The sequence below is a fragment of the Billgrantia aerodenitrificans genome (genome assembly GCF_021404405.1).
Classification (GTDB): domain Bacteria; phylum Pseudomonadota; class Gammaproteobacteria; order Pseudomonadales; family Halomonadaceae; genus Halomonas; species Halomonas aerodenitrificans.
This window is the reverse complement of the sequence record NZ_JABFTV010000003.1, coordinates 410,563-422,427: the sequence shown is the minus strand read 5'-3', so window position 1 is coordinate 422,427 and position 11,865 is coordinate 410,563. Positions and strand designations below refer to the sequence as shown.

Sequence of the window (11,865 nt, the reverse complement as noted above, 5' to 3'; positions counted from 1 at the left end):
GTGACAAGCTGATGTCCACCGGGCCGGAAGAGCGGTGTCGAGAGGCATCTTGGCGTAGTCTCGCCGATGAAGACGGTCTGCCCCTGCAGCGCACCTGGAATTCATGAGATACTTCGCCTTTTCCTGCAGTCGCTCCATCACTCGTCGCCACATCAGGGACGCACGCTCATGTCTCAAGGTACGCTTTTCATCGTTTCCGCCCCCTCCGGGGCCGGCAAGACCACACTGGTACGCGAGCTGATCGAGAGCCTCGACGGCATCCAGGTCTCGGTGTCGCATACCACCCGGGGCCAGCGCCGTGGCGAGGTTGACGGCGTCAACTACCACTTCGTGACGGTGGACGAGTTCGAGGCGATGATCGCGCGGGGCGAGTTCTTCGAGTACGCCCAGGTGTTCGACAACTTCTACGGCACCTCGCGGCCGGCGGTGGAAGCCCTGCTCGAGGCCGGTCAGGACGTGATCCTCGAGATCGACTGGCAGGGCGCCCGCCAGGTCCGCGAACAGATGCCCGATGCGGTATCGGTCTTCATCCTGCCGCCTTCCCGCGACGAGCTGGAGCGGCGCCTGGCCAACCGCGGCACCGACGAGCACGCCACCATCGCCCGCCGCATGCGCGATGCGGTCAGCGAGATGTCGCACTACGACGAATACGACTACCTGGTGATCAACGACGACTTCACCACCGCCCTGCGCGAGCTGCAGTCGCTGGTGATCAGCCGGCGCCTGAGCCTGGCACGGGTGAAGGAGAGTCACGGCCCGCTGCTGGATGCGCTGTTGTCCTAGCGACAGCCGCCTGTCCTATCCGCGGAGCGTCTGTCCTGGCCCGCAGACGCTTGTCAGGGTAGCCGAACGTCGAGTAATCTAGTCTGTCCTGTTCCATTTCGGTCCTTCGGCCGCTGCCGTGGGCCCACCACAGTTTCCGGGAAGTACCCTAATATGGCGCGTGTCACCGTCGAAGATTGTCTGGAAAACGTCGAAAACCGCTTCAAGCTGGTGATGATCTCCACCCAGCGCGCTCGCCAGCTGTCGCGCGGCTCGCGCGATGCCCAGCTGCCCTGGGAGAACGACAAGCCCACCGTGATGGCGCTGCGCGAGATCGCCGCCGGGCTCGTCGACCATACCGTGCTGGACGAGCCGATCGAGGCGCCGGTGAGGATTCGCCGCGAGGGCGAGCCGGGTATCGCTCTCGAGGAGTAAGGCTGTCACTCAAGGCGCGCTAATGTTCACCATCGACGACCTGGCCGACAGACTCGGCGGCTATCTTCCTCCCGACGAGATCCAGCAGGTCAAGCGCGCCTTCTACTATGCCGAGCAGGCCCACGACGGCCAGCGTCGGCGCTCCGGCGAACCCTACGTCACTCATCCGCTGGCGGTGGCCAACATCCTCGCCAACATGCACATGGACCATCAGAGCCTGATGTCGGCCATGCTGCACGACGTGATCGAGGACACCGGGGTTTCCAAGGAGGCTCTCGCCGAGCAGTTCGGCAAGCCGGTGGCGGAGCTGGTCGACGGCGTCTCGAAGCTGACCCAGATCACCTTCGAGGACAAGGCCGTCGCCCAGGCCGAGAACTTCCAGAAGATGGTGCTGGCGATGTCCAAGGACATCCGCGTCATCATCGTCAAGCTCGCCGACCGCCTGCACAACATGCGCACCCTGGGTGCCCTGCGCCCGGAGAAGAAGCGCCGCATCGCCCGCGAGACGCTGGAGATCTACGCCCGCATCGCCAGCCGCCTGGGCATCAACACCATCCGCGTGGAGCTCGAGGACCTCTCGTTCCAGGCGCTGCACCCGATGCGCGCCGAGCGCATCAAGCGCGCCGTCTCCAGCGCCCGCGGCCATCGCCGTTCGGCGATCCGCCAGATCCAGAGCACGCTGCAGAAGAGCCTCGACGACGAAGGGCTGGCCGGCACCGTGGTGGGCCGCCAGAAGCACCTGCTGTCGATCTACAAGAAGATGCGCGACCAGCGCAAGCCGTTCGCCGAGATCATGGACGTGTTCGGCTTTCGCATCATCACCGAGGACGTCGACAGCTGCTACCGGATCCTCGGCGTGGTGCACAACCTCTACAAGCCGGTGCCGGGGCGCTTCAAGGATTACATCGCCATCCCCAAGGCCAATGGCTACCAGAGCCTGCACACCACCCTGTTCGGCAGCGGCGGCATGCCCATCGAGGTGCAGATCCGCACCCGCGAGATGGAGGCCATGGCCAACAACGGCATTGCCGCCCACTGGCTCTACAAGGCCGGCCAGACCGACCACCCCATCGCCGAGGGCAGCCACGCCCGGGCCCGGGAGTGGGTCAAGGGGCTGCTCGAGATGCAGCGCCACGCCGGCGACTCGCTGGAATTCATCGAACACGTCAAGAACGACCTGTTCCCCGACGATATCTACGTGTTCACGCCCCGCGGCGACATCATGGAGCTGCCCCAGGGCGCCACGGTGATCGACTTCGCCTACGCCGTGCACACCGATATCGGCAACAGCTGCATCGCCTGCCGTATCGACCGCCACCTGGCGCCGCTCTCGACCCGCCTGGAGAGCGGTCAGACGCTGGAGATCATCACCGCCCCGGGGGCGCGTCCCAACCTGGCCTGGCTCAACTTCGTGGTCACCGCCAAGGCGCGCTCGGCGATCCGTCACGCCCTCAAGCATCAGCAGCAGACCGAGGCGGTTCAGCTCGGCCGACGGCTGCTCAACAAGGCCCTGGCGGATTTCGAGACCAGCCTGGAGGAGCTGCCGGAGAGCGTACTGCCGGAGCTGCTGACGGAGCTGTCGCTCAAGGACGAGGAGAGCCTGCTGGAGTCGATCGGTCTCGGCACGCGGGTGGCCCACGTGGTGGCCCGGCGCCTGGTCGATCTGCTGCGCGGCGACATGGCCGAGGCCGGCGAGCGCGGGTTGGCCGCCCAGGGCCCCATCGTCATCAGCGGCGGCGAGGGCATGGTGATCAAGTTCGCCCGCTGCTGCCACCCGCTGCCCGGCGACCCGGTGGTGGGCCATCTGTCGGTGGGCAAGGGCATCGTGGTGCACCGCACCGAGTGCCGCAATCTCGACGAATTGAAGAGCGACCCGGACAAGCTGTTCGCCCTGGAGTGGTCCGAGGAGATCAGCGAGGACTTCCCGGTGGCCCTGCGCATCGAGATCGAGAGCCGCCGCGGGCTGGTGGCCGAGCTCGCCAGCCTGGTCACCGACGCCGACGCCAACATCGAGCGCATCGGCATCGAGGAGCGCGACGCCCGGCTCTCCATCGTGCACCTGACCCTGGCAGTACGCGACCGCGTGCACCTGGCCCGCATCATCAAACGCATTCGCAACCTGTCCCACGTCGGCAAGATCACCCGCGTCGGCAATTGAACCCGTTTCGGCCCGTTCGCCGCCGGCGCGGCGAACGGGCTTTTCATTGACCCTTGCCATGCAGTACATGGACACCAAGAGGAGCGCATCATGAGCAACAAGGCCGTGATCAATACCGATAAGGCCCCCGCCGCCATCGGCCCCTACTCCCAGGCCATCAAGGCCGGCAACACCGTCTATCTGTCCGGTCAGATTCCCCTCGACCCCGCCACCATGGAGCTCGTCTCCGACGACTTCGAAGCCCAGGCCCGCCAGGTCTTCATCAACCTCAAGGCCGTGTGCGAAGAGGCCGCCGGCTCGCTGGGCGAGATCGTCAAGCTCAACCTCTACCTGGTCGACCTGGGCAATTTCGCGGTGGTCAACAAGGTGATGGAGGAGTTCTTCGACAAGCCCTACCCCGCCCGCGCCGCGGTGGGCGTCAAGGCACTGCCCAAGGGGGCGCAGTTCGAAGCGGAAGCCGTGATGGTGATTGGTGATTAAAGAGCCGTGCGGCTCTTCCTGGCACTGAATCCGCCGCCCGAGCTGTGCGAGCGGCTCGGTGCGCTGGCGGATATCGCCCATGCCCGCTGCGGCGGAAGGCGCATGCCCGACCCTAGCCTGCACCTGACGCTGGCCTTTCTCGGCGAGGTGCAGGAGGCCAAGGCCGCCGAGCTCGTCGAGTGGGTCCAGGGCCTGGCCATCGAACCCGGCGAGTGGCGCCTCGACGGCTGGGGCTGCTTCCGGCGCCCCGGCATCGTCTGGGTAGGCGGCCGGCGAACCGACCACGGCCTGGCACGGCTGCAGGGCCGGCTGTGGGACACGCTCGAAGCACGCGGGTTCGGTATTCGCCCCGGCGGCTTCACGCCTCACGTCACCCTGCTGCGCCGCGCCGCCTCGCTCGATCTGAACGGGCTTCCCGCCGTCGATCTGACATGGTCTTATGAACGGGTGGCGCTGCTTCACTCGGTCGTCGATCAGCGGGGCGCGCACTATCGCTCTCTGGCCGCAACTCAGCATTGATGCTGCAAGGATGAAGAGGCGCCGGACAAGCCAACACCAGATTGGCACACAAGAAAAAGGGGAACACTGTGAAGCGCAGGAAGAACCTCGCCGCCGGGCTGCTGGCCGGCCTGGCACTGCTCGGCAGCCCTGCCGGGCTGGCAGACCTCTACCTCGACGCCGGCATGACCAGCGAATCGGCCGCCGCCGTCCGTATCGAGCTCGATACGCGTCCCGAACTCGAATTCCTGCCGTCAGCGCTCAGTCTGCGTCTGGCCACCGGTCTGCTGCTGCTGCAGGGCCGCGAGGGCAATCACAACGCGGCCTGGCTGGCCACCCCGGCGCTGCGCTGGACCTTCGGTGAGCAGCGCGGTGTGTTCGTCGAAGGCGGCATCGGCATGGCGCTGTTCCTCGAATCGCGCCACGAGTCGCGCGAGCTCGGCAGCGCCTTCCAGTTCCAGGATCGCCTGGCGCTGGGCGGACCACTGGGGCCCGGCGAGGTCGCACTGAGCCTGACCCATTACTCGAACGGCGGTATCCGCTCGCCCAATCAGGGCTTCGAGGTGCTGGCCATGGGCTATCGCCTGCCGCTCTAGCTCAGATTCAGCCCAGGTCGAGCTCAGATCCAGCCCAGCTCGATACCGCGCAGCACCGCCCGCACCCGGTCGCGCACGCCCATCTTGGAGAGGATGCTGGAGACCTGATTCTTCACCGTGCCCTCTGCCGTGCCCAGGGCGAGTGCCACCTCGCGATTGTTGAGACCGCTGGCCAGCAGACGCAGGATTTCCGTTTCCCGCGAGGTCAGCCGGCACGGCGGATCGAGGCATTCGAATTCAGGGCTCAGACTGCGCAACCCGCGCAGGACGCGCTCGGTGACCGACGGCCGGATGGCCGAGCCACCCGCGGCGACATGGCGAATGTCCTCGGCCAGACGCTCCAGCGAAATGTCCTTGAGTAGAAAGCCGCGGGCACCGGCGCGCATGCCGGCCAGTAGCGCCTCGTCATCGTCGAAGGTGGTCAGCAGAATGGTCGGCGGGAAGTACTCCGCCTCGTTCAGACGAGCCAGCACCTCGATGCCGCTCATGCCGGGCATGCGCACGTCCAGCAGCATCACGTCGGGAGTTTTGGCGGCGACGAGCTCCAGTGCCTCTTCGCCACCCGCCGCCTCGCCGACCATTTCGATGTCGGGCGTTAGCCCCAGCAGCCCGGCGATGCCGCTGCGCACCAGATGCTGGTCGTCGACCAGCAGCACTCGAATCATGATCTCCCCCCTTCCATAGGCAGCCATAGCCCAACCTGACAGCCGGCGCCGGGTCGCGATTCCAGCGCCAGACTGCCACCCACCTCTGCGGCCCTTTCGCGCATTCCCGTCAGTCCGTTGCCCGGCACGATCCTGGCCGCACCGCGGCCGTCGTCGACGATGCCGACATGTATGCCGCCGGCCTTGCATGCCACACTGATCTCGACCCTGCCCGCGTCGGCATGGCGCAGGGCGTTGGAGAGCGCCTCCTGCACCGTACGGAAAATCACATGGGCCAGGGCCGGGTCGCACACCCGGCAGCGCGGGTCGTAGCGCAGCTCGACGTGGGGCTCGGGTATGCCCGAGCAGAGCGTCTTCAGGCTGCCGAACAGATCGATCGGGACGACGAGGCGCTCGCGCTCGACCGTGCTCCTGACCTCCTGGTAGAGCGCCTTGGCGATCTCACGCGCAGTGTGCAGCGATGCCGCCTTGTCCTCCGGCTGCCGCGAGGCCAGGTCCAGATGCAGATTCAGCGCCGCCAGATGGTGGCCGAGGCCGTCGTGAAGGTCGCGCGAGATGCGCAGCCGCTCGCTGGCGCGTGCACTGTCCGCCAGCAGCTGGCGCGTGGCCGTGAGCTCGGCATGGGCCTTAGCCAGCCGGTAGCGCTGGCGCCGCTCGGCCATGGCGATACAACCCAGACAGAAGGCGAACAGCTGCCACACGAAGAACATCAGGATGGCCAGCCCCAGCAGGCTCGCCAGGCTGATGGCCGGCAGCTCGATACCCGCGGCCTCGGCCGCCGCCGTGGCCGCCTCCATCGGATCCGCCGCCAGCAGAATCGCGCCCCACAGCAGCGCCTTGAGCAGTGCCTGGGTAAGCAGCCAGGCGAACGCCAAGGGCAAGGGGTAGAGAAAGGGAAGCTGGGCGGCCACGATCAGCAGCAGCTCTTCGTTGATCACCAGACCTATCGCTATCTGGACCACCAGCAGCCAGCGCGTACGGGGCTGGCGGTAGGCAGTCGGCGCCGTCGCCAGGCAGAACGCCACGGCGAAGACGACGAAGCCGATCATCACCAGCGTCTCGCTGAACAGCAGCCCCGCCACGGTATCGCCCAGCCACTGCCGCACCAGGGTCTCGCCGTTCAACACGAGGGTCAGCTCGTCTTCCGCAGCCAGCTCCTCGTGGACCCGGTGCATGGCATAGATCACCGCACAGGCGATCAGCCCGACGCCGCGAAACAGCAGGGTGGTGGGGCCGAACGATCCCGCCAGGGCATGCCAGCCGCCTCGCGCCCTGTCTCCCATATCCGATACCCATGATCCGGCCGCCATTTCCCCGCCCTCGAACCATGCCTGTGGAGAGGGTCACGCTCCCGGCGCGACCCGATATCGCGGCAGCATATCAGGCGTTTCGGTCGACGGCGTATGCGCTTTGTCACATGGGGCGATAGCGACGGGCGGGACATGCCGGTGGGCCGGGCCAGGCGTAACGTGACGGCTCGTCGGGCCGGCCAGGTGGCCGGCCCACTACCGAGGAGACACCCATGAACAAACGCGTGATCGCCGCGACCTGCCTGGCCGCTCTCTGCTCCAGCGTGGCCTTCGCCGATGACAATGCCGCCGGGTCGGGCGCCTTCGTCTACAGCAAGCTCGGCACCTTCGGCCTGGGAGCCGGCGTCGGCTATGCCATCGACCGTCAGCTGGCAGTGCGTCTAGGCATCAACGGCGAATCGGAGTTCAAGGACGACCGCACCTTGGAAGGGGTCGAATACGAGCTCAAGCGCAAGCAGCGCAACGCCGTCGAAGCGCTGGTCGACTGGTATCCGCTGGCTGGCAGCGGCTTTCGGGTGAGCGGTGGATTGCTGTTCGCCAACCCCGAGACCCGCCTGGAGGGCAAGCGCGACAACCGGGGCGGCTATACCATCAATGGCACGCGCTACAGCGCAGCGGAAGTCGGCGATCTGACGGGCAAGGTGGAGCACAACCGCGTCGCGCCCTACCTCGGCCTGGGCTGGGAGTCGTCGCCGGCCTGGCAGCCTGGCTGGCGCTTCATCAGCGACCTGGGCGTCGCCTACTACGGCAGCCGGAGCCCCTCTCTGGAAGCATCGCGAGGCAGCGGCAACAGCGACCTACGAGCGGACCTGCGCGCCGAACGTGAGCGCCTTTCGCTGAAACGGCAGGACGAGTTCGGTCTTGGCATGTCGATCGGTGTCGCCTACACCTTTTGACGTCTCACCTTTTGAGGCCCCCATCTTTTGAAATTCAGGCGCTTCGTCTGACACCAACGCGGGCAAGGAGCCCGCGTTGGCGTACCGCGATGGCGGGCAGACTCAGACCGGCTCGGGCAGGAAGCCGCCCTCCTTCATGACCTGAGCGTAACCTTCCCGATAGCTGGGATAGCGGAACACGTAGCCGGTCTCGCGCAGGCGGGTGTTGTCGCAGCGTTTGCTGGAGCGCTTGCGCAGCGGCGCCTGGATCACCTCGGTGGGCTCCACCTTGAGCTGACCGGCCAGCCACGCCATGACATCGTGCAGCGGCTCCGGCGCACAGTCGCTGGCCAAATAGAGTTCCTCCAGCGACTCGCCTTGCGCGTCCAGGCCGATCAGGTGGGCCAGTACGCCTGCGCAGTCGTCGCGATGGATGCGGTTGGAGTACATGGGCGGCGTTGCCGGCGCAATGCGGCCCTCCAGCACCTGCCGGATCAGGCGATCGCGGCCCGGCCCATAGATACCCGAGAAGCGCACCGTGGTACCCGCCAAGGGGCTCGCCCGCAGGGCCTGCTCGGCCTCGCGCATCAGCGCACCGGCAAAGCCCGCCGATTCGGCCTGGGTTTCCTCGTCGACCAGCTCACCCTCCTTCTGGCCGTAGACGCTGGTGGACGAAACGAAGAGCAGGCGCTTGGGAGCCGTGTCACGCCCTTCATAGACCTGCAGCACGGCCTTGAGACCATCGAGATAGGCGGCCCGGTAGGCAGCCTCGTCGAAGCGATCGGCGCTGAGGATATAGACCACGTAGTCGGCGTCGGGCAGCGCGGCCAGAGCCTCTTCGTCGTTCAGGTCGAGCGGTAGCGGTTCGATACCGCTACCCTCCAGCGGTGCGACGCTGCGCCGGGCTCCGATCACGCGATGCCCTGCCGCCAGCAGTTCCCTGCCCAGCACCATTCCGATGTCGCCACAGCCTAGAATCAGTGTGGTTTTCTTCACCTTTCTCTCGCCCCCTGATAAAAAGTCCCTATTGAAAGTCATCTATCGTCCGAGAGGATGCCCAAAGGGCACCAGACATGACTCTAACAGAACTTCGCTACATCGTAACCTTGGCGCAGGAGCGCCACTTCGGCAGAGCGGCCGAGCGCTGCTTCGTTTCCCAGCCCACCCTGTCGGTGGCGGTGAAGAAGCTCGAGGAAGAGCTCGGCGTGGCACTGTTCGAACGCTCCAAGTCCACCGTGCAGGTCACGCCGCTGGGCGAGAAGATCGTCGAGCAGGCCCAGCGCGTGCTGGAGCAGAGCAGCGTGATCAAGGAGCTGGCCAATGCCGGCAAGGATCAGCTGGCGAGCCCGCTGCGCATCGGTGCCATCTACACCATCGGCCCCTACCTGTTCCCGCACCTGGTACCGGCCCTGACCCGCAGCGCCCCGCAGATGCCGCTCTACATCGAGGAGGGCTTCACCGCCAGCCTGCGGCGCAAGCTGCGCAGCGGTGAGCTCGATGCGATCATCATCGCGCTGCCGTTCACCGAAACCGACGTGGTGACCAAGCCCCTCTACGAAGAGGAGTTCGAGGTACTGATTCCGGCCGATCACCCCTGGAGCCAGCGCGAGTTCATCGAGAAGGAGGACCTGCTCAAGGAGCGTCTGCTGCTGCTGGGCGAAGGTCACTGCTTCCGCGATCAGATTCTCGAGGCCTGCCCCGCCATCAGCCAGCAGCTCAACAGCCCCAGCAACACCCTGACCGCCGAAGGCGGCTCGCTGGAGACGATCCGTCACATGGTCGCCTCGAAGCTGGGCATCACCGTGCTGCCGCGCTCGGCCATCGGCACCGGCCACTACGAAAGCGGGCTGCTCACCAGCCGGCCGTTCAAGTCGCCGGCGCCATCGCGCACCGTGGCGATCGCCTGGCGCGCCAGCTTTCCGCGTCCCAAGGCCATCGACGCGGTGACCGACGCCATCCAGCTGTGTCACGAGGCGCTCCCCGAGCCCGCATGAGCGCCGACGTCAATGCGCTGGATGCGCCAGTCACCTCCCTGAAGGGCGTCGGGGAAGCGGTAGCGGTCAAGCTGGCCCGCCTGCGCATCGAGAGCGTGGCCGACCTGCTGTTTCATCTGCCGCTGCGCTATCAGGACCGTACCCGCATCACGCCGATCGGCACGCTGAGAGCAGGGCACGAAGCGGTGGTGGAGGGAGAGGTGTCGGCCAGCGATGTGGTGAAAGGCCGCCGCCGCAGCCTGCTGGTACGGCTGCGCGACGGCTCCGGCATCATCAGCCTGCGCTTCTTCCACTTCTCCCCGGCGCAGCAGCAGCAGTTCCGCCCCGGCACCCGAGTACGCTGCTTCGGCGAGGCGCGTGCCGGTGCCACCGGGCTCGAGATCTACCATCCCGAATACCGCCTGCTCAGCGCCGACGCGCCGCCGGTGGAAGACCACCTGACGCCGATCTACCCCACCACCGAAGGCCTCAATCAGGCGCGCCTGCGCTCACTGATCGAACAGGCGCTGGCGCGGCTGGACGAGGCCCCCGAGGCGCTGCCCGACTGGATCGGCGAAGAGCTGCGCACCCGCTTCGGCCTGCCCGAGCTGCACCACTGCCTGCAGACGCTGCATCAGCCTCCCCCCGACGCCGATCCGGAACGCCTCTCCAGCGGCAAGCACCCGGCCACGCGGCGCCTGGCCCTGGAGGAGCTGCTGGCCCATCGCCTGAGCCTGCAGCAGGTGCGTCTGAAGATTCAGGAGGACGGTGCCCCGGCGCTGCCCAGCGGGCGCAGCCTGCAGGCGCGCTTTCTGACTCATCTCCCCTTCTCGCTGACCGGCGCCCAGCGCCGTGTGCTCGACGAGATCGGGGCGGATCTGGCCCGCGAGGTGCCCATGCTGCGGCTGGTGCAGGGCGACGTCGGCTCGGGCAAGACGGTGGTGGCCGCCATGGCGGCACTGGCAGCGATTGCCGGCGACTGCCAGGCGGCCATGATGGCGCCCACCGAGATCCTGGCCGAGCAGCACTACCGCACGCTCAAGGCATGGTTCGCGCCGCTCGGCATCGAGGTGGCATGGCTGGCCGGCAAGCTCAAGGGCAAGACGCGGCTCGACACCAAGGCCGCCATCCTCGACGGCCGCGCGCAGATGGTGGTGGGCACTCACGCGCTGTTCCAGGGCGACGTGCACTTCAAGCGCCTGGGCCTGGCCATCGTCGACGAGCAGCACCGCTTCGGCGTGCACCAGCGCCTGGCGCTGCGCGAGAAGGGCGAGGCCGGCGGGCTGACACCGCATCAGCTGGTGATGACCGCCACGCCGATTCCGCGCACCCTGGCGATGAGCGCCTACGCCGACCTCGACGTCTCGATCATCGACGAACTGCCCCCCGGGCGCACGCCGGTAAAGACGGTGGTGGTGCCCGACGAACGCCGCCCCGAGGTGGTGGCGCGTATTCGTCACGCCTGCGCCGAGGGGCGCCAGGCCTATTGGGTCTGCACCTTGATCGAGGAGTCGGACGCGCTGCAGTGTCAGGCCGCCGAGGCGACCCGCGACGAACTCACCGAGGCGCTGCCGGAGCTGGCCATCGGCCTGGTCCACGGGCGCATGAAGCCGACCGAGAAGGCGGCGGTGATGGATGCTTTCAAGAGCGGCGAGCTCGATCTGCTGGTGGCCACCACGGTGATCGAAGTCGGCGTCGACGTGCCCAACGCCAGCCTGATGATCATCGAGAACCCGGAGCGCCTGGGGCTGTCGCAGCTGCACCAGCTGCGCGGACGGGTCGGCCGCGGCTCCAGCGAGAGCTTCTGCGTGCTGCTCTACCATGGGCCACTTTCGGCCCACTCGCGGGAACGCCTGGCGGTGATGCGCGAGACCACCGACGGCTTTCGCATCGCCGAGAAGGACCTGGAGCTGCGCGGCCCCGGCGAGGTGCTCGGCACCCGTCAAACGGGCCTCGCCCAGATGAAGATCGCCGACCTGGAGCGCGACGCCGACCTGCTCGAACGGGTCGCGCCGCTGGCCGAGGCCCTGCTGGCCCGCCATCCCGAGGCGAGCCGGCCGCTGATTCGGCGCTGGCTGGGCGAGGAGGCCGGACGATACGGCCAGGTGTGAGC

The 11,865-nt window shown here is 67.1% G+C and carries 12 protein-coding genes; 9 read left to right on the top strand and 3 right to left on the bottom strand.

Going from position 1 to position 11,865, the window contains the following annotated elements; genetic code table 11:
* Nucleotides 1–168: 168 nt before the first annotated feature.
* From gmk to HOP59_RS08125, 6 genes are all read left to right on the top strand, one after another.
* Nucleotides 169–783: a guanylate kinase gene (gmk, locus tag HOP59_RS08150; protein ID WP_234253450.1), complete on the top strand. Its 615-nt coding sequence runs from the start codon at nucleotides 169–171 to the stop codon at nucleotides 781–783.
* Nucleotides 784–936: 153 nt separating this feature from the next.
* A complete protein-coding gene (gene rpoZ, locus HOP59_RS08145) occupies nucleotides 937–1,197 on the top strand; it encodes a DNA-directed RNA polymerase subunit omega (RefSeq protein ID WP_010625900.1) in 261 nt (86 codons plus the stop codon).
* Between the two features lie 22 nt (nucleotides 1,198–1,219).
* Nucleotides 1,220–3,355, top strand: coding sequence for a RelA/SpoT family protein (locus tag HOP59_RS08140; protein WP_234239905.1), 2,136 nt, complete (start codon nucleotides 1,220–1,222; stop codon nucleotides 3,353–3,355).
* 90 nt (nucleotides 3,356–3,445) lie between these two features.
* Nucleotides 3,446–3,835: a RidA family protein gene (locus HOP59_RS08135; RefSeq protein WP_086509065.1), complete on the top strand. Its 390-nt coding sequence runs from the start codon at nucleotides 3,446–3,448 to the stop codon at nucleotides 3,833–3,835.
* A gap of 6 nt (nucleotides 3,836–3,841) precedes the next feature.
* Nucleotides 3,842–4,354 (top strand): RNA 2',3'-cyclic phosphodiesterase, encoded by a 513-nt coding sequence (gene thpR / locus HOP59_RS08130; protein ID WP_234253449.1) that lies wholly within the window; start codon nucleotides 3,842–3,844, stop codon nucleotides 4,352–4,354.
* Between the two features lie 68 nt (nucleotides 4,355–4,422).
* Complete coding sequence (locus HOP59_RS08125; RefSeq protein ID WP_086509063.1) at nucleotides 4,423–4,929, top strand: acyloxyacyl hydrolase; 507 nt, start codon at nucleotides 4,423–4,425, stop codon at nucleotides 4,927–4,929.
* 23 nt (nucleotides 4,930–4,952) lie between these two features.
* Here HOP59_RS08125 and HOP59_RS08120 read toward each other — a convergent pair whose 3' ends face one another.
* Nucleotides 4,953–5,594, bottom strand: coding sequence for a response regulator (locus HOP59_RS08120; RefSeq protein ID WP_234253448.1), 642 nt, complete (start codon nucleotides 5,592–5,594; stop codon nucleotides 4,953–4,955).
* Nucleotides 5,591–6,877: a sensor histidine kinase gene (locus HOP59_RS08115; RefSeq protein WP_234253447.1), complete on the bottom strand. Its 1,287-nt coding sequence runs from the start codon at nucleotides 6,875–6,877 to the stop codon at nucleotides 5,591–5,593. The genes HOP59_RS08120 and HOP59_RS08115 overlap by 4 nt, the downstream gene beginning before the upstream one ends.
* A gap of 239 nt (nucleotides 6,878–7,116) precedes the next feature.
* Between HOP59_RS08115 and HOP59_RS08110 the strand changes: the two genes are divergently transcribed.
* A complete protein-coding gene (locus HOP59_RS08110; RefSeq protein ID WP_234253446.1) occupies nucleotides 7,117–7,800 on the top strand; it encodes a hypothetical protein in 684 nt (227 codons plus the stop codon).
* Nucleotides 7,801–7,902: 102 nt separating this feature from the next.
* On the opposite strand, the gene HOP59_RS08105 is transcribed toward HOP59_RS08110, so the two are convergent.
* Nucleotides 7,903–8,775, bottom strand: coding sequence for an NAD(P)H-binding protein (locus HOP59_RS08105; protein ID WP_234253445.1), 873 nt, complete (start codon nucleotides 8,773–8,775; stop codon nucleotides 7,903–7,905).
* Between the two features lie 77 nt (nucleotides 8,776–8,852).
* Here HOP59_RS08105 and HOP59_RS08100 point away from each other — a divergent pair, with 77 nt between their 5' ends.
* Nucleotides 8,853–9,773, top strand: a complete 921-nt coding sequence (locus HOP59_RS08100) for a hydrogen peroxide-inducible genes activator (RefSeq protein WP_086509061.1) — start codon at nucleotides 8,853–8,855, stop codon at nucleotides 9,771–9,773.
* On the top strand, nucleotides 9,662–11,863 hold the full coding sequence (recG, locus tag HOP59_RS08095) for an ATP-dependent DNA helicase RecG (RefSeq protein ID WP_234251643.1): 2,202 nt from the start codon (nucleotides 9,662–9,664) through the stop codon (nucleotides 11,861–11,863). Before HOP59_RS08100 ends, recG begins: the two co-directional genes overlap by 112 nt.
* Nucleotides 11,864–11,865: the final 2 nt, after the last annotated feature.